We start from the raw sequence: 17,252 nt of genomic DNA on the forward strand, positions 1-17,252 counted from the left end.
ACCGCGATGAGCGCACCCGACGGCAGCCCGGTCGGCGCCGAACGCAGCATCGGCCAGCTGTTCGCCTCGGCGACGACCGAGATGTCTGCGCTGGTGCACGACGAGATCGCGCTGGCGAAGGCGCAGCTCAAGCAGGACGTCAAACGGGGCGCGGCGAGCGGCGGCGCGTTCAGCGTGGCCGGCGCGGTCCTGCTGTTCTCCTTGCCGATGCTGAACTTCGCGCTGGCGTACGGCATCCGGACCTGGAGCGACTGGAACCTCGCGGTCTGCTTCCTGCTGTCCTTCGCGGCCAACGTCCTCGTCGCGCTCGTCCTCGCTCTGATCGGTGTCGTCTTCGCGAAGAAGGCGCAGAAGAGCAAGGGCCCGCAGAAGGTCGCCGCGTCGATGAAGGAGACGGCGGGCGTGCTCCAGAATGCCAAGCCCCATCCGCGGCCCGACGACACCAAGGTCCTGGAGGAGCGGGTCCGAAACACGAAGGCCATCGAGGCTGTGGCACGCTCGTCGTCATGACCGATCCCGCCACCCCTTCGGCGCAGCAGCCCGCCTCTCTCGTACGGCCCGACGGTCCCTGGACGCACCGGGACGTGGCCGCCAACGGCGCGCGCTTCCACATCGCCGAACTGGGCGACGGACCGCTCGTGATGTTCCTGCACGGCTTCCCGCAGTTCTGGTGGACCTGGCGCCACCAGCTGGAGGCGCTCGCCGACGCCGGCTTCCGGGCCGTGGCCATGGATCTGCGCGGCGTCGGCGGCAGCGACCGCACCCCGCGCGGCTACGACCCCGCCAACCTGGCCCTCGACGTCACCGGCGTGATCCGCTCGCTCGGCGAGCCGGACGCCGCCCTGGTCGGCCATGACCTGGGCGGCTATCTGGCGTGGACGGCGGCCGCGATGCGTCCCAAGCTCGTACGACGGCTCGCGGTCGCCTCGATGCCGCATCCCCGGCGCTGGCGCTCGGCGATGCTGTCGGACGTGAAGCAGACGCGCGCCGGCTCCTACATCTGGGGGTTCCAGCGGCCCTGGGTCCCGGAGCGGCAGCTGACCGCCGACGACGGCGCGCTGGTCGCCGAGCTGATCCGGGACTGGTCCGGTCCGCGCCAGCCGGACGACAAGGCGGTGGAGACGTACCGCAGGGCGATCTGCATCCCCTCGACAGCGCACTGTGCGATCGAGCCGTACCGCTGGATGGTGCGTTCGATGGCCCGTCCCGACGGGATCCAGTTCAACCGGCGCATGAAGCGGCCCGTCCGCGTGCCGACTCTTCACCTGCACGGCTCGCTCGACCCGGTGATGCGCACGCGCAGCGCCGCCGGATCCGGGGAGTACGTCGAAGCGCCGTACCGCTGGCGCCTGTTCGACGGGCTGGGGCACTTCCCGCACGAAGAGGACCCGGTCGCCTTCTCGACAGAACTGATCAACTGGCTGAAGGATCCCGAACCCGATCGGTGACCGTTTCGTCGCGTCCGGTACCCGGACCTGAACACCTGTCCTACGAACGGCCACTTGCCCGGCGCATAGGCCAATTGGGGGGCGTGGGGGCGGTTATGGACCTTGGGGCGGGGGCACACGTCCGGGTATGGGCTGGACGCACGACTACAGTGACGCAGCACGCAATCGACGCTCCGGCGGTGGCCTGAGCTCCCACCATCAGGGCGGTGCCCCGCAACTGCAGGGCGGCACGGACCTGAGGGTGGGCATCCCGCGCATCCTGCGCCGCCGGGCCCGCTGGGTCTCGGTACGCCTGCGTCATCCCCGAGGCTGACGCGCCCTCGTCCTGACACCCCTCACAGCGCGCAGCTGTCGCTGTCCACCTGCTGGTTCGCGGTGCGCCCCTTGGCGATGTCCTCCTGGATCTCGTCCGCGGTGAGCGCGTACCCGGTGTCGGCGTCGTCGAGCGACTTGGCGAAGACCACGCCGTACACCCTGCCCTCCGGGGTCAGCAGCGGGCCGCCGGAGTTGCCCTGGCGGACGGTCGCGTAGAGGGAGTAGACATCGCGGCTGACGGTGCCGCGGTGGTAGATGTCCGGTCCGTGGGCGTCGATGCGCCCGCGCACCCGCGCGGAGCGGACGTCGTACGCGCCGTTCTCCGGGAAGCCCGCGACGATCGCGCCGTCCCCGCTGGCGGCGTCCTCGGTCGTGAACTGCAGCGCGGGCGCGTCCAGATCGGGGACGTCCAGTACGGCGATGTCGCGCTTCCAGTCGTAGAGGACGACCGTGGCGTCGTACTTGCGCCCCTCGCCGCCTATCTGGACCGTGGGCTCGTCGACGCCGCCGACGACATGGGCGTTGGTCATGACGCGGCGGTCACCGAACACGAAGCCGGAGCCCTCCAGGACCTTGCCGCAGCTCTGCGCGGTGCCCATGACCTTGACGATGGAGCGCTGGGCGCGGGTGGCGACGGCGCTGTGGGCGAGCTTGGGGTCGGGCGGCTGGACCTCCTTGATCGGCTCGTTGGAGAACGGGCTGAAGACCTGCGGGAAGCCGTTCTGCGCGAGGACCGAGGTGAAGTCCTGGAACCAGGTGTCGGCGGCGCCCGGCAGCGCCTCCTGCACGCCCAGGAGCACCTTGGAGCTACGGACCTCCTTGCCGACCGTCGGCATGGTGGTCTGGGCGAGGGCGGAGCCGATGAGCCAGGCGACCAGGAGCATCGCGAGGACGTTGACGAGGGCGCCGCCGGTCGCGTCCAGGGCGCGGGCCGGGGACCACGTGATGTACCGGCGCAGCTTGTTGCCGAGGTGGGTGGTCAGAGCCTGGCCGACGGAGGCGCAGACGATGACGACGACCACGGCGACGACGGCGGCGACCGTGCCGACCTCCGCGTGGTCGGTCAGCGCGTCCCAGATGACCGGGAGGGTGTAGACGGCGACGAGACCGCCGCCCAGGAATCCGATCACCGACAGGATGCCGACGACGAAGCCCTGGCGATAGCCGACGATCGCGAACCACACGGCGGCGACCAGCAACAGGATGTCCAGCACGTTCACCGGTTCGAGCCTCGCCTCATCACTTCGCGTTCACCACAGGTCGGCCGGGGGTCCGGCCCGCCGCGAAGCGGCAATCCGATACAGCGCCCCCGAAAAGACACAACACGGGGTTCACCCTGTCATGCGCGCCAGTCGAGCGGGACCTGCTTCTCGCGGTCCCAGGGGCGCTCCCAGCCCGCGTAGTGCAGGAGTCGGTCGATGATTCCGGCGGTGAAGCCCCAGACAAGGGCCGATTCGACCAGGAATGCCGGACCTCGGTGGCCGCGGGGGTGGACGGTCGTCGCACGGTTGTCGGGGTCCGTGAGATCCGCCACGGGAACGGTGAAGACGCGGGCGGTTTCATTCGGATCGACGACCCCGACCGGGGTCGGTTCGCGCCACCAGCCCAGCACCGGGGTCACCACGAAGCCGCTGACCGGGATGTACAGCTTGGGCAGCACGCCGAACAGCTGGACGCCTGAGGGGTCGAGGCCGGTCTCCTCCTCGGCCTCGCGCAGGGCGGCCCGCAGCGGTCCGTCGCCATGGGGATCGCCGTCCTCCGGATCGAGCGCGCCGCCGGGGAACGACGGCTGCCCGGCGTGCGACCTGAGCGAGCTCGCCCGCTCCATGAGCAGCAGCTCGGGGCCGCGCTCGCCCTCGCCGAACAGGATCAGCACGGCCGACTGCCGGCCCGCGCCGTTCGCCGGCGGCAGGAAGCGGCTCAGCTGCCGCGGCTCGACCGTCTCCACGGCGTGCACCACCGGGTCCAGCCAGCTCGGCAGGCCGTCCTTGCTGAGCGTCACGCCCTTCGTATGGCTCGCCCGTGTCATCGCCACCCCCGTCGTCCTGCATCGCTCAACGCCCGACGGGCCCTAGATCGTTCCGGTCGCACCGCACGGTGGTGCCGGGGTTGCCCGACCGGCCGTACCCCACGGGCAGCTCCGGCCTCACGATTCGGCCCGCCGACCCGCGCCGGTCCTCCCGGCCGCGCCGTCCGCCTCCTCATTCGGTGGCCCCCAGCGGCGGTGCGGCCTTGCCGCCGGCGTCCAGATAGGCCTGCGGCGGATTCAGCCGCTGTCCCGGGAAGCCGCCCTTCTCGTACTTGAGGAGCTTCTTCGCCTTCTCCGGATCCGTCTCGCCCTCGCCGTAGGCCGGGCAGAGCGGGGTGATGGGGCAGGCGCCGCAGGCGGGCTTGCGGGCGTGGCAGATACGGCGGCCGTGCCAGATGACGTGATGCGACAGGTCCGTCCAGTCGCTCTTCGGGAAGAGCGCGGTGACGGCGGCCTCGATCTTGTCGGGGTCGGTCTCGTCGGTCCACTGCCAGCGCCTGACCAGTCGCATGAAGTGCGTGTCGACGGTGACACCGGGCCGCCCGAAGGCGTTGCCGAGGACGACGAAGGCGGTCTTGCGGCCCACACCGGGGAGCGTGACGAGGTCTTCGAGCCGCCCCGGGACCTCACCACCGAAGTTCTCCACGAGGGCCTTGGACAGCCCTATCACCGACTTGGTCTTGGCCCGGAAGAAGCCGGTCGGCCGGAGGATCTCCTCGACCTCCTCGGGGTTGGCCGCGGCCAGATCCTCGGGCGTCGGGTACGTGGCGAACAGCGCGGGGGTCGTCTGATTGACCCTCAGGTCGGTGGTCTGCGCGGACAGGACCGTCGCCACGATCAGCTGGAAGGGGTTCTCGAAGTCCAACTCGGGGTGGGCGTACGGAAACACCTCCGCGAGTTCGCGGTTGATGCGCCGGGCGCGGCGGACGAGGGCGGTCCGCGACTCGTTCCGCGGGGACTTCCCGGCGACCGTCTTCGTGGCCGAGGCCTTCTTCACCGGGGCCGCCGCCTTCTTGGGAGCGACGGTCGCCTTCTTCACGGCGGCGGTCTTCCTCACGGGAGCCGCTTTCTTCGCCGAAGCCCTCTTCTCCACCGGAGCCTTCCCTGCCGCTTTTGCCGTTTTCTTTCCGCCCACTGCGCCCTGTTCGCCCACAGCGGAATCTCGACGTACAACCACCCGCCCAGCCCCCTTGGCCTGTGCTCTCACCGGCGTTTTGGACACCCGGCCAGCCTAGGGCCCGGCACTGACATCCGCCCCGGACCCCGACGACCGGCCCCCAATTGGACCCCTGCCGCTTACCCCGGGACATGTGTGCGGCATCCTTGTGACAGATCACACTGTTTGGACCGTCCGGCAAAATGGGCACCGGGTTCCCCTGGTACCAAGGGGGAACAAGATCCCCTGAGCAGGTCGACAAGGAGAGAACTCGTGGACGACGTTCTGCGGCGCAACCCGCTCTTCGCGGCACTCGACGACGAGCAGTCCGCGGAACTGCGCGCCTCCATGAGTGAGGTGACCCTCGCGCGAGGCGACTCGCTGTTCCACGAGGGCGACCCGGGAGACCGGCTCTACGTCGTCACCGAGGGCAAGGTCAAGCTTCACCGCACCTCCCCCGACGGCCGCGAGAACATGCTCGCCGTGGTCGGCCCCGGCGAACTCATCGGCGAACTGTCCCTGTTCGACCCGGGCCCGCGCACGGCGACCGCCACCGCGCTGACCGAGGTCAAGCTGCTGGGCCTCGGCCACGGCGACCTCCAGCCCTGGCTGAACGCCCGCCCCGAGGTGGCCACCGCGCTGCTGCGCGCCGTCGCCCGCCGTCTGCGCCGCACCAACGACGCGATGTCCGACCTGGTCTTCTCGGACGTCCCCGGCCGCGTGGCCCGCGCCCTGCTCGACCTCTCCCGCCGCTTCGGCGTGCAGTCCGAGGAGGGCATCCACGTCGTCCACGACCTCACGCAGGAGGAACTCGCCCAACTGGTCGGCGCCTCCCGCGAGACGGTCAACAAGGCCCTCGCGGACTTCGCCCAGCGCGGCTGGCTGCGCCTGGAGGCCCGCGCGGTGATCCTCCTGGACGTCGAGAGGCTCGCCAAGCGCTCGCGCTGAGCTCGGATCGTCGTACGACGTCGAAGGGCCCTGCCGCACGGCAGGGCCCTTCGCGTGTCGACAGGGGCGGGCACCTGCAAGGACAGGGCGCCGGGGCCGGTCCGACGGCACGGGCGGTGGACATCGCAGGGGGAGGGCGACCTCGGCGACAAGTCGCCCTCCCTGTGGGCGACGGACGTCGCCGTCGTGGCTGCCGACGTACGGGGCGGCCAGGGCGGTACGCACCACGACGACGGCGCCGCCCACCCCGGGCACGTCGGCGTCACCGCCCTCGGCCTGGCCACGGGCACGGTCGCCGGCGGGTTCCTGTTCGTGCATCGCCGGGGCGCCCCTCTCGCCGTGTCGGACCGCCGACGGGCCGGGTCGTGGCTCACCGACGGCCGGGCGGTGTCGGATCCGGCCTGCCTGTCGCCGTGTCCGGCGACGTGATCGCCCCCCCTTGCCGCCTCCACGGCGTCTCACGCCGCCTGCGCGTCTTGCATCGGCATCCATCGGCGCTGGCCACGTTCGGCCCCACACGGTCCGTCCAGGGCCGTAAATGAGCTGTCCCCGGGCCCGCCCCCGGGCACAGTGATCGCATGGCCGCCGAAACCGTTCCTTCCCCCATCGCCCGCAAGGGGCTCGACGCCCAGGGCTACATCGAGCGCGAGGGCTCCCTCGTGCGGATCCCGCAGCCCTTTCGTCCCGCCGTCGCCGCAGCCCGCGCCCGGGTGCTGGACCTGTTCGGGCCGAGGCTGCACAGCGCGTACCTCTACGGCTCGATTCCGCGCGGCACCGCGCGTGTGGGCCGCAGCGACCTCGACCTCCTGCTCGCCCTGCGGGACGAACCGACCGACGCGGACCGGGCGGGCGTACAGGAGCTCGGGGCGGCACTCGACAAGGAGTTCCCGCAGATCGACGGCGTCGGAACGCTGCTGTACGGCCGGGATCTCCTGCTGAGCGACCTGGAGCGGCACGACATGGGCTGGTTCGTGGCCTGCCTGTGCACCCCACTGCTCGGCGACGACCTGGCGGAGTACCTCCCCCGCTACCGCCCCGACGCCCTCCTGGCCCGCGAGACGAACGGCGACCTCGCCCTCCTGCTCCCCCGCTGGCGCGAACGGATCGAGGCGGCCGACTCCGACGAGACCCGGACCCGCCTCGTCCGCTTCATGTCCCGCCACCTGGTCCGCACCGCGTTCACCCTGGTCATGCCCCGCTGGAACGGCTGGACGAGCGACCTGGGAGAGATGGCGGAGGTCTTCGGCGCGTACTACCCGGAGCGCGCCGAGCAGCTACGGACGGCAGCCGCCCTGGGACACTCCCCGACCGCGGACACGGCCGTACTGCGGACGTATGTCGACGATCTGGGCCCCTGGCTGGCGGACGAGTACACGCGCGTGCACGGCACGAAGACCCCTAGATGAGCCCGTGCTCCTCCTGGATGAGCCCGTGCTCCTCCAGATATTCCAGCTGGGCCCGCACCGACAGCTCGGCGGCGGGCCAGAGCGCCCGGTTCACATCCGCGTACACATGTTCTACGACGGCACCGGGCGTGCGGTATCCGTTCTCCACGGCCGTCTCGACCTGGGCGAGCCGATGGGCCCGGTGGGCGAGATAGAACTCGACGACACCCTGGGCGTCCTCCAGGACGGGCCCGTGGCCCGGCAGGACGGTGTGGACGCCGTCGTCGACCGTCAGGGACCTCAGCCGCCGCAGCGAGTCCAGATAGTCGCCCAGACGGCCGTCGGGATGGGCCACGACGGTCGTGCCGCGCCCCAGGACGGTGTCACCGGTCAGGACCGCCTGATCGGCCGGGAGATGGAAGCACAGCGAGTCGGCGGTGTGCCCGGGAGTGGACACGACCCTGAGCTCCAGCCCTCCGACGCGCACCACGTTCCCGGCGCCGAGCCCTTCGTCCCCCAGCCGCAGCGCCGGGTCGAGGGCCCGCACCTTGGTGCCGGTCAGCTCGGCGAAGCGGGCGGCACCTTCGGCGTGGTCGGGGTGGCCGTGGGTGAGCAGGGTGAGGGCGACGCGCCTGCCTGCGGCCGCGGCCGTGTCGACGACCGCGCGGAGATGGCCCTCGTCGAGCGGACCGGGGTCGACGACGACCGCCAGCTCCGAATCCGGCTCCGACAGGATCCAGGTGTTGGTCCCGTCCAGGGTCATCGCGGAGGCGTTGGGCGCGAGGACGTTGACGGCCCGCGGGGTGGCGGGGCCCGAGAGGACCCCGCCCCGCGGCTGGCCCGGGAGGGCTGCGGCGTCGGTCATGCGGAGGCTCCACCGGTCGGGATGTGTTTGGTGAACTCGTCGTGTCCCGGCCAGGAGAGCACGATCTCGCCGTCCACCAGCCGGGCCTGCGCGAGCACAGGGGTGAGGTCACGGTCGGGTGCGGCGGCGAGCGCGTCGGCGGCGGTGCCGTACCCGGTGAGCTGCCGCAGCGTGGCGATGGTGGGCGGCATCATGAGCAGCTCGCCCTTGTCGTAGCCGTCCGCCGCGTCCTGGGGCCGGATCCACACCGTGCGGTCGGCCTCCGTGGAGGCGTTGCGTGTGCGCTGTCCCTCGGGGAGGGCGGCGACGAAGAACCAGGTGTCGTAACGACGGGGTTCGAACTCGGGGGTGATCCAGCGGGTCCAGGCCCCGAGCAGATCCGACCGCAGGACCAGCCCCCGGCGCTCCAGGAACTCGGCGAAGGAGAGATCCCGGGCCACGAGAGCGGCACGGTCCGCCTCCCACTCGGCGCCCGTGGTGTCACCGACCACCGACTCGGGCGTCGGCCCGGCGAGCAGGACACCCGCCTCCTCGTACGTCTCCCGCACGGCCGCGCAGACGATCGCCTGGGCCGTCGTCTCGTCCACCCCGAGCCGAGCCGCCCACCACGCGCGCGTGGGGCCCGCCCAGTGGATGTGGTGCTCGTCGTCACGGGGGTCGACTCCGCCGCCGGGATAGGCGTAGGCGCCTCCCGCGAAGGCCATGGAGGCCCGCCTGCGCAACATGTGCACAACGGTTCCGCTCGGCCCGTCCTTCAGCAGCATCACCGTGGCGGCGCGTCTGGGTGCGGCCGGCTGAAGCGAGCCGTCCGCGAGCGCGCGGATGCGGTCCGGCCATTCCGCTGGGTACCACTGCCCGTTTGCCATGGGCGGAGGCTAACTCTTGGGGAGCGGATGTTCGAGGGCCGGGCGCCTGGCGGGGTGCCAGGTCAGGTGGTCGGACCAGCCGCACATGACCCACGAACGGAACCGCAGGCGCTACGCGCACCCCCACCGAACCCGCAGCGCCCCCGCAGGCACCCGCAGCACCCCCACAGGCACCCACAGGCACCCACAGGCACCCACATCAAGCAGAAACCAGCTCCACCTGCACCTCGACCTCGACCGGAGCGTCCAGCGGCAGCACAGCGACACCCACCGCACTGCGCGCGTGCACGCCCTTGTCGCCCAGCACCTCGCCCAGCAGCTCACTCGCGCCGTTGATCACACCCGGCTGACCCGTGAAGTCCGAGGCCGACGCCACGAACCCCACGACCTTCACCACGCGCGCGATCCGGTCAAGGTCACCCGCGACCGACTTCACCGCCGCCAGCGCGTTCAGCGCGCAGGTCCGGGCCAGCGCCTTCGCCTCCTCGGCCGTGACCTCCGCGCCCACCTTTCCGGTGACCGGAAGCTTGCCCTCGACCATGGGCAGCTGCCCCGAGGTGTACACGTACACACCGGACTGCACGGCCGGCTGATACGCGGCCAGCGGCGGCACGACCGACGGCAGCGTCAGCCCCAGTTCCGCGAGCCGCGCCTCGACCGCGCCGCTCACGCCGTCTTCTCCCGCTTCAGGTACGCCACCAGCTGCTCGGGGTTGTTCGGCCCGGGCACGACCTGCACGAGCTCCCACCCGTCCTCGCCCCAGGTGTCCAGAATCTGCTTCGTGGCGTGGACGAGCAGCGGCACGGTCGCGTATTCCCACTTCTTGGTCATGCGGCCGACTTTAGCCGCTGCTCACCGCCGGCTTTCAGCCGCTGCTCGCCCACAGCCCGTGCCGCGTTATCCACAGCCTCCTGCTTAGCTTCGCCGCGGACTGGTTACGCTCGAATACGTGAGCAGGCTCCAGGTCGTCAGCGGCAAGGGCGGGACCGGAAAGACCACGGTCGCCGCAACCCTCGCGCTGGCCCTCGCCACCGAGGGGAAGCGGACGCTTCTCGTCGAGGTAGAGGGCCGCCAGGGAATCGCGCAGCTCTTCGAAACCGAGGCGCTGCCCTACGAGGAGCGGAAGATCGCCGTCGCTCCGGGGGGCGGGGAGGTGTACGCACTGGCCATCGACCCCGAACTGGCCCTTCTGGACTACCTCCAGATGTTCTACAAACTCGGCGGGGCGGGGCGCGCCCTGAAGAAGCTCGGCGCCATCGACTTCGCGACCACCATCGCGCCCGGCCTCAGAGACGTGCTCCTGACGGGCAAGGCGTGCGAGGCGGTCCGCCGCAAGGACAAGTCCGGCCGCTTCGCCTACGACTACGTCGTGATGGACGCGCCCCCCACCGGCCGTATCACCCGCTTCCTGAACGTCAACGACGAGGTCGCGGGGCTCGCCAAGATCGGCCCGATACACAATCAGGCGCAGGCCGTGATGCGGGTGCTGAAGTCCAAGGAGACGGCCGTCCATCTGGTGACGCTCCTGGAGGAGATGCCGGTGCAGGAGACCGCGGACGGCATCGCCGAGTTGAGGGCCGCAAACCTCCCCGTGGGCCGGATCGTCGTGAACATGGTGCGCCCGGAGGTGTTGGACGGCACCGACCTGGAACTCGTACGGAGCGCACAGCGTTCAGCCGTGGCGAAGGCGCTGTCCTCGGCCGGACTCGGCGGCGCCCGTCGCGGGGGCAACGCCGAGAAGCTGGTCGATCCGCTGATCCAGCAGGCCGAGGAGTACGCCGAGCGGTACGACCTGGAGCACGAACAGCGCTCGGCCCTCGGCGAACTGGGGCTGCCGCTGCACGAACTGCCCTTGCTGACCGAGGGCATGGACCTGGCGGGTCTGTACGAACTGGCCACAGAGCTGCGGAAGCAGGGGATGTCATGAGCCCGGACGCCGACGCGCACGACCGGCACCGCCGTCTTTCTCCCGCCCCCGTGCTCGATCTCGATCCGCTGATCGACGATCCGGGCACCCGCATCGTGGTCTGCTGCGGCTCGGGAGGCGTCGGAAAGACCACGACCGCGGCGGCTCTCGGCCTGCGAGCCGCCGAGCGGGGCCGCAAGGTCGTCGTGCTCACCATCGACCCGGCCCGTCGGCTCGCCCAGTCGATGGGCATCGACTCGCTGGACAACGTCCCACGCCGGGTGAAGGGGCTCGACGACTCCGCGAGCGGCGAGTTGCACGCGATGATGCTCGACATGAAGCGCACCTTCGACGAGATCGTCGAGGCGCACGCGGACGCCGAGCGGGCGGCCACGATCCTGAACAACCCCTTCTACCAGTCGCTCTCGGCCGGCTTCGCGGGCACGCAGGAGTACATGGCGATGGAGAAGCTCGGGCAGTTGCGGGCCCGCGACGAGTGGGACCTGATCGTCGTCGACACACCCCCCTCCCGCTCCGCCCTCGACTTCCTGGACGCGCCCAAGCGGCTCGGTTCCTTCCTCGACGGAAGGCTCATCCGGCTGCTCACCGCCCCGGCCAAGCTCGGCGGACGGGCGGGGATGAAGTTCCTGAACGTCGGGATGTCGATGATGACCGGCACTCTCGGCAAACTTCTGGGCGGTCAACTCCTCAAGGACGTCCAGACGTTCGTGGCCGCGATGGACACGACCTTCGGCGGGTTCCGCACGCGCGCGGACGCGACGTACAAACTGCTCCAGGCCCCCGGGACGGCGTTCCTGGTGGTCGCGGCCCCGGAGCGGGACGCGCTGCGCGAGGCCGCGTACTTCGTGGAGCGGCTGGCCGCGGAGGACATGCCGCTCGCCGGTCTGGTGCTCAACCGGGTCCACGGCAGCGGCGCCGACCGGCTCTCGGCCCAGCGGGCGCTCGCCGCCGCGGAAAATCTCGAGGCCGCGGAAAATCTTGAAGAGCCCCGCATTGTCGATCAGGAGGGCGGGAAAGCTGGACTTCGTAACTCTCCCGACACGTACGGCAGTTCAGAATCTCCCGCTTCCGAGGCACCGGCTCCTGACGAAGGCTCCCCCGCCGACCCGAAGAACCCGAGCTCGGAGCGCACGGAGAAGGGGCGGTCCGCCGACCCCGCTGACCGGTCCGTCGACCAGCTCACCGCAGGCCTGCTGAGACTGCATGCCGACCGTATGCAACTGCTCTCCCGCGAGCAGCGCACGCGTGACCGCTTCACCGCGCTCCACCCCGAGGTGGCGGTGGCCGAAGTGGCCGCGCTGCCCGGCGATGTGCACGACCTCGCGGGGCTGCGGAACATCGGAAACCGGCTCGCGGCCGGACGGCCGGAGCTGCCCGAGGCTGCCGTGGACTGATCCGAGGACCGACCCGAGGGGTGTCCTCCTCAGCTCACCGCCGCGTAGGTCTCGTAGAGTTCGTCGTCCTCGAGGGGCAGGATGCCGACGCCCCTCTCGTACTCCGTGCGCGCGGTCTCCAGCAGCCTGCGCCACGAAGTGACGGTCGGCCGCCGGCGCAGCAGTGCGCGGCGCTCGCGCTCCGTCATGCCTCCCCACACGCCGAACTCGACGCGGTTGTCCAGCGCATCGGCGAGGCACTCCGTGCGCACCGGACATCCGGTGCACACTGCCTTCGCCCGGTTCTGCGCTGCTCCTTGAACGAACAGTTCATCCGGATCGGTAGTGCGGCAGGCCGCCTGCGCACTCCAGTCGACTACCCAGCCCATACCGGCGCCGTCCTCTCCCGAATCGAGGCTCCCCCACGGCGGCAGCGGCATATTCACCGCCGCCAGTTGAGGACGTTACGGAAGGGAGGCACAGCGCAACACCCCCTTCGGGCCCAATCTTGAATGGCCCGAACGGACTATGCGTAAGCGGCAGATCACCCGGGGGAGTGAGCCCGCGACATACATGACTATCCCGGCAAACCAGGACACTTGTCTTGCGTCACAACGGGCACCTGATGACACACGAGGCGGATTCGGACACGCCCCCACCAAAAAAGTTGGGGAACCTCCGGAACGATTCGGGGTCGCCGGACGTATTGATACGTGGCCCTACTGCTGTGACAGTTGAGAGCAGCTTAGGCCAAGGCCTGTGCGCGTGTCCGGCGAATGAGAAGGTAGGCGCTCCTGTCGCCATGCCCGCTCCGACGCGGTCGTGCCCGCTTCCGTCGCCATGCCGTGACACGGGCTCCCTCTGAACGCTCATGAGTACGGATTAGGCTGCCCTCTATGTCGAAGAAGCGCTCGGGCGGCGGTCTGTCGCCCACGCAGCAGGCCGCCAAGTTCCTCGGTGTCAGTGTTCTCGCGGGAGCGGTGATGGCCGGCATCGCGCTGCCCGCGGCCGGCGCGCTGGGGCTCGCGGCCAAGGGGTCGGTGGAGAGTTTCGACGAACTCCCGACGAACCTGAAGTCCCCGCCGCTGAGCCAGCGCACCACGATCCTCGACAGCCAGGGCGGCACCATCGCCACGGTGTACTCGCGCGACCGCACGGTGGTCGACCTCAAGAACATCTCGCCGTACATGCAGAAGGCGATCGTCGCGATCGAGGACTCGCGCTTCTACCAGCACGGCGCGGTCGACCTGAAGGGCGTCCTGCGCGCGCTCAACAAGAACGCCCAGAGCGGCGGCGTCTCCCAGGGCGCCTCCACGCTGACGCAGCAGCTCGTGAAGAACGTCGCGGTGGAGGAAGCCGGTGACGACCCGACGAAGGTCGCCCAGGCCACCCAGCAGACCATCGGCCGCAAGATCCGCGAGCTGAAGTACGCGATCCAGCTCGAAGAGGAACTCGGCAAGAAGAAGATCCTCGAGAACTACCTCAACATCACCTTCTTCGGCCAGCAGGCCTACGGCGTCGAGGCCGCCTCCCAGCGCTACTTCTCCACGCACGCCAAGGACCTCAACCTCGAGCAGTCGGCCCTGCTCGCGGGCATTGTCCAGTCCCCGAGCCGCTACGACCCCGTCAACGACGAGGCCGAGGCGACCAAGCGGCGCAACACCGTGCTCCAGCGCATGGCCGAGGTCGGTGACGTCCCCCAGGCGGAGGCGGACAAGGCCAAGGAGCAGCCGCTGGGCCTCAAGGTCAGCAAGCCCAAGAACGGCTGCATCACGGCGGTCAAGGGCGCGGGCTTCTTCTGCGACTACGTCCGTGAGGTCTTCCTGACCGATCCGGTCTTCGGCAAGACCAAGGAGGCCCGGGCCAAGGTCTGGAACCAGGGCGGTCTGACGATCAAGACCACGATGGACCCGCAGGCCCAGAAGTCGGCCCAGAACTCCATCAAGGAGCACGTCTACCAGAGCGACGACGTGGCCACCGCCGCGACCATCGTCCAGCCCGGCACCGGCAAGATCCTGGCGATGGGCCAGTCGCGGCCGTACGGCATCAACAACAAGAAGAACGAGACGACGCTCAACCTCTCGGTCAACGCGTCCATGGGCGGCGGGGCCGGATACCAGCCCGGTTCGACGTTCAAGCCGATCGTGGCCGCGGCCGCCATCGAGGGCGGTATGCCGGCGACGAAGATGTACCCCTCGCCGTACAAGATGGACTACCCGGCCCCGGTCCAGGAGTGCAACGGCAAGACCTGGAACGAGAAGGGCGTCCCGGTCACCAACGAGAACACCTCCGAGGTCGGCCCGTACGACATGAAGACCGCGACCGCCAAGTCGGTCAACACCTACTACGTGTCGTTGATCAGCGACATCGGTATCTGCCCGGTGACGGAGATGGCCGCGAAGATGGGCGTGGCGCGCGCCGACGGCGGCAAGATGCAGCAGGCCCCGTCGATCGCCCTGGGCACCCAGGAGATGTCGCCGCTGACCATGGCGAACGCGTACGCGACCTTCGCCTCGCGCGGCATGTACTGCACCCCGGTCGCCATCGAGTCGATCACCCAGCGGGTCGGCGAGCAGTCGAAGTCCCTCCAGGTGCCGAAGTCGACCTGCTCGCGGGCGATGTCGGAGAACACCGCGGACACGATCAACACGCTCCTCAAGGGCGTGGTCGAGGACGGCACGGGCTCGGAGGCGGGCCTCGGCGGCGGCCGTGCCAGCGCCGGCAAGACCGGTACGACCGACGAGCGCTACGCGGCCTGGTTCGTGGGCTACACGCCGAACATGGCCGGCGCGGTGTGGGTCGGCGACCCCGCGCACAAGCGCAAGATGCAGAACATCACCATCGGCGGCGTGTACAACGAAAAGGTGTTCGGTGGCAAGGTCCCCGGCCCGATCTGGCGCGACATGATGAGCGGCGCGCTGGAGGGCAAGGACGCCCCCAACTTCAACCTCGTCTACATCCCGGACCCGCCGAAGGAAAAGGGCGACGGCAACGACAACGGTGACAACCGCGGGAACGACAACGGCGGCAACGACAACGGTGGGAACGACGGCGGCGACGGCAACACCACCTTCCCGACGCCGACCTTCTCCATCCCGGAGAACTTCATCCAGGGCACGAGCAACGGGAACGGCAACGGGGGCGGGGGCGGGGGCGGGGGCGGGCGCGGCTGACGCCCGGAGGCGTACAGATTGAGGCGTACAGATTGATGAGAGCCCGGTCCCGCTGCATACGCGGGACCGGGCTCTCGTACGACTGCCAGGTGCTGGTCTCAGCCGACCAGGAACTCGCCTCAGCCGGCCAGGAGCTTCTTCACGACCGCGGCGACCCGGCCGCCCTCGGCCAGACCGGCCACCTTCGGGTTCACGATCTTCATGACGGCGCCCATGGCCCGGGGCCCCTCGGCGCCCGCCGCCCTGGCCTCCTCGACCGCCTGGGCGACGATGTCGTTCAGCTCGTCGTCGCTGAGCTGCTTGGGCAGGTACCCGGCGAGGACCTCGCCCTCCGCCTTCTCCCGCTCGGCGGACTCGGCGCGACCACCCTGGGCGAAGGCATCCGCGGCCTCACGACGCTTCTTCGCCTCCTTGGTGATCACCTTCAGGACCTCGTCGTCGGAGAGCTCGCGCTTCGTCTTGCCCGCGACCTCCTCCTTGGTGATCGCGGCGAGCGTCAGCCGGAGCGTCGAGGAGCGGAGCTCGTCGCGCTCCTTCACGGCGGCGGTGAGGTCTTCCTGCAGCTTCGACTTGAGCGTGGTCATGCGTGTGATTGTCGCAGGTGCGAGGTGGGGGGTGCCCGCGCATTTCCGGGACGACGGGCGTCCCGGGCTCTATGGGAAGGCGGGCGGCGGCTTTGTGTGGGGGGGGCGGGGGCTCTCCGGGATGGCGAGCACCCGGCCCCAAGGGAGGGCGGGCGTACGGTCAAGGATGCCTTCGTGATCTGACACGATGGAGACATGCGCGCGCGATACGGAGTTCCCTTGGGCATCGCGGCGGTTGGCGCCGCCGGTCTCGTCTACTCGGCTGGTTTCGAAGCCCGTTCCTTCCGCCTGCGACGAGTGACGGTCCCCGTCCTGCCGTCCGGCATGCGCCCCTTGCGGGTGCTCCAGGTCTCCGACATCCACATGGTGAGCGGCCAGCGCAAGAAGCAGCGCTGGCTGCGCTCGCTGGCGGGCCTGCGCCCGGACTTCGTGATCAACACGGGCGACAACCTGTCGGACCCGGAGGGCGTGCCCGAGGTCCTGGACGCGCTGGGCCCGCTGATGGAGTTCCCGGGCGCGTACGTCTTCGGCTCCAACGACTACTACGGCCCCAAATTCCGTAACCCCGCCCGCTACCTGTACGAGAAGGCCCAGGGCCGCCACGGCCTGAACGGCAACGCGCCCGCCGTGGGGGTCGTCCACAACCCGTGGGAGGACCTGCGCGACGGTTTCGAGGCGGCGGGCTGGCAGAACCTCACGAACACGCGCGGCATGCTGAAGGTCGAGGGCGTGTCGGTGGAGCTGACGGGACTGGACGACCCGCACATCAAGCGGGACCGCTACGCGGAGGTGGCCGGCGGCCCGTCGGGCGCGGCCGACTTCTCCATGGGCGTCGTACACGCCCCGTATCTCCGCGCCCTGGACGCCTTCACGGCCGACGCCTACCCGCTGATCCTCGCCGGCCACACGCACGGCGGCCAGCTCTGCCTCCCCTTCTACGGCGCCTTCGTCACCAACTGCGACCTGGACACGGACCGCGTGAAGGGCCTGTCCACGCACGAGGCGGAGGGCCGCAGGTCGTACCTGCACGTGTCGGCGGGATGCGGGACGAACCGCTATACGCCGGTGCGGTTCGCGTGCCCGCCCGAGGTGACGCTGCTGACGCTGGTGGGCCGCGAGTAGGAGCCGGGCGCCGTACGACTGAGGCCGTGCCGGGGAGATTAACCCGCACGGCCCGCCCGTA

General features: G+C 70.1%; 19 protein-coding genes. 10 read left to right on the forward strand and 9 right to left on the reverse strand.

Going from position 1 to position 17,252, the window contains the following annotated elements; translation table 11 throughout:
* The first annotated feature begins 6 nt into the window (after positions 1-6).
* The 3 genes from OG841_RS21405 to OG841_RS21415 all read left to right on the forward strand — a co-directional run bounded on the left by OG841_RS21405 (position 7) and on the right by OG841_RS21415 (position 1,761).
* A complete protein-coding gene (locus OG841_RS21405) occupies positions 7-510 on the forward strand; it encodes a phage holin family protein (protein ID WP_059209112.1) in 504 nt (167 codons plus the stop codon).
* Positions 507-1,448 (forward strand): alpha/beta fold hydrolase, encoded by a 942-nt coding sequence (locus OG841_RS21410; RefSeq protein WP_328640028.1) that lies wholly within the window; start codon positions 507-509, stop codon positions 1,446-1,448. The genes OG841_RS21405 and OG841_RS21410 overlap by 4 nt, the downstream gene beginning before the upstream one ends.
* Before the next feature lie 127 nt (positions 1,449-1,575).
* Positions 1,576-1,761 (forward strand): hypothetical protein, encoded by a 186-nt coding sequence (locus OG841_RS21415; RefSeq protein ID WP_328640027.1) that lies wholly within the window; start codon positions 1,576-1,578, stop codon positions 1,759-1,761.
* A 22-nt stretch (positions 1,762-1,783) separates the two neighbouring features.
* Here OG841_RS21415 and OG841_RS21420 read toward each other — a convergent pair whose 3' ends face one another.
* The 3 genes from OG841_RS21420 to nth form a co-directional block, all read right to left on the reverse strand.
* Positions 1,784-2,983 (reverse strand): MarP family serine protease, encoded by a 1,200-nt coding sequence (locus tag OG841_RS21420; protein ID WP_371566550.1) that lies wholly within the window; start codon positions 2,981-2,983, stop codon positions 1,784-1,786.
* Between the two features lie 119 nt (positions 2,984-3,102).
* Entirely contained in the window at positions 3,103-3,792 is a 690-nt protein-coding gene (locus OG841_RS21425) for an NUDIX hydrolase (protein ID WP_328643608.1), read from the reverse strand.
* 172 nt (positions 3,793-3,964) lie between these two features.
* Positions 3,965-4,927, reverse strand: a complete 963-nt coding sequence (nth, locus tag OG841_RS21430; RefSeq protein WP_328640025.1) for an endonuclease III — start codon at positions 4,925-4,927, stop codon at positions 3,965-3,967.
* Positions 4,928-5,221: 294 nt separating this feature from the next.
* On the opposite strand from nth, the gene OG841_RS21435 reads away from it, so the two are divergent.
* The 3 genes from OG841_RS21435 (at position 5,222) to OG841_RS21445 (ending at position 7,302) form a co-directional block, all read left to right on the forward strand.
* Positions 5,222-5,896 (forward strand): Crp/Fnr family transcriptional regulator, encoded by a 675-nt coding sequence (locus OG841_RS21435; protein ID WP_015658871.1) that lies wholly within the window; start codon positions 5,222-5,224, stop codon positions 5,894-5,896.
* Between the two features lie 54 nt (positions 5,897-5,950).
* Positions 5,951-6,325, forward strand: a complete 375-nt coding sequence (locus OG841_RS21440; RefSeq protein ID WP_371566552.1) for a hypothetical protein — start codon at positions 5,951-5,953, stop codon at positions 6,323-6,325.
* A gap of 149 nt (positions 6,326-6,474) precedes the next feature.
* Positions 6,475-7,302, forward strand: coding sequence for a nucleotidyltransferase (locus tag OG841_RS21445; protein ID WP_371566554.1), 828 nt, complete (start codon positions 6,475-6,477; stop codon positions 7,300-7,302).
* Here OG841_RS21445 and OG841_RS21450 read toward each other — a convergent pair.
* The 4 genes from OG841_RS21450 to OG841_RS21465 all read right to left on the reverse strand — a co-directional run bounded on the left by OG841_RS21450 (position 7,295) and on the right by OG841_RS21465 (position 9,843).
* Complete coding sequence (locus OG841_RS21450) at positions 7,295-8,146, reverse strand: MBL fold metallo-hydrolase (RefSeq protein WP_365121041.1); 852 nt, start codon at positions 8,144-8,146, stop codon at positions 7,295-7,297. The two genes, OG841_RS21445 and OG841_RS21450, sit on opposite strands and share 8 nt — an antisense overlap.
* Positions 8,143-9,012 carry an NUDIX hydrolase gene (locus tag OG841_RS21455; RefSeq protein WP_371566556.1) on the reverse strand — a complete coding sequence of 290 codons (870 nt, stop codon included), beginning with the start codon at positions 9,010-9,012 and terminating at the stop codon, positions 8,143-8,145. Before OG841_RS21455 ends, OG841_RS21450 begins: the two co-directional genes overlap by 4 nt.
* 199 nt (positions 9,013-9,211) lie before the next feature.
* Positions 9,212-9,682, reverse strand: coding sequence for a RidA family protein (locus OG841_RS21460; RefSeq protein ID WP_266515770.1), 471 nt, complete (start codon positions 9,680-9,682; stop codon positions 9,212-9,214).
* Entirely contained in the window at positions 9,679-9,843 is a 165-nt protein-coding gene (locus OG841_RS21465) for a DUF4177 domain-containing protein (protein ID WP_086724107.1), read from the reverse strand. The genes OG841_RS21460 and OG841_RS21465 overlap by 4 nt, the downstream gene beginning before the upstream one ends.
* Positions 9,844-9,961: 118 nt before the next feature.
* Here OG841_RS21465 and OG841_RS21470 point away from each other — a divergent pair, with 118 nt between their 5' ends.
* Positions 9,962-10,939: an ArsA-related P-loop ATPase gene (locus tag OG841_RS21470; protein WP_328640021.1), complete on the forward strand. Its 978-nt coding sequence runs from the start codon at positions 9,962-9,964 to the stop codon at positions 10,937-10,939.
* The gene (locus OG841_RS21475; RefSeq protein WP_328640020.1) at positions 10,936-12,333 is read left to right on the forward strand and encodes an ArsA family ATPase; all 1,398 of its coding nucleotides are present in this window, start codon (positions 10,936-10,938) and stop codon (positions 12,331-12,333) included. Before OG841_RS21470 ends, OG841_RS21475 begins: the two co-directional genes overlap by 4 nt.
* Before the next feature lie 29 nt (positions 12,334-12,362).
* On the opposite strand, the gene wblA is transcribed toward OG841_RS21475, so the two are convergent.
* Entirely contained in the window at positions 12,363-12,701 is a 339-nt protein-coding gene (gene wblA / locus OG841_RS21480; protein WP_328643607.1) for a transcriptional regulator WblA, read from the reverse strand.
* Positions 12,702-13,208: 507 nt separating this feature from the next.
* On the opposite strand from wblA, the gene OG841_RS21485 reads away from it, so the two are divergent.
* Entirely contained in the window at positions 13,209-15,485 is a 2,277-nt protein-coding gene (locus tag OG841_RS21485) for a transglycosylase domain-containing protein (protein ID WP_371566560.1), read from the forward strand.
* A 119-nt stretch (positions 15,486-15,604) separates the two neighbouring features.
* On the opposite strand, the gene OG841_RS21490 is transcribed toward OG841_RS21485, so the two are convergent.
* Positions 15,605-16,069 (reverse strand): GatB/YqeY domain-containing protein, encoded by a 465-nt coding sequence (locus OG841_RS21490; protein ID WP_266561752.1) that lies wholly within the window; start codon positions 16,067-16,069, stop codon positions 15,605-15,607.
* A gap of 195 nt (positions 16,070-16,264) precedes the next feature.
* Between OG841_RS21490 and OG841_RS21495 the strand changes: the two genes are divergently transcribed.
* The gene (locus tag OG841_RS21495) at positions 16,265-17,191 is read left to right on the forward strand and encodes a metallophosphoesterase (RefSeq protein ID WP_328640017.1); all 927 of its coding nucleotides are present in this window, start codon (positions 16,265-16,267) and stop codon (positions 17,189-17,191) included.
* The last annotated feature ends 61 nt before the right edge of the window (positions 17,192-17,252 follow it).

Source organism: Streptomyces canus (assembly GCF_041435015.1).
Taxonomy (GTDB): Bacteria; Actinomycetota; Actinomycetes; order Streptomycetales; family Streptomycetaceae; genus Streptomyces; species Streptomyces canus_G.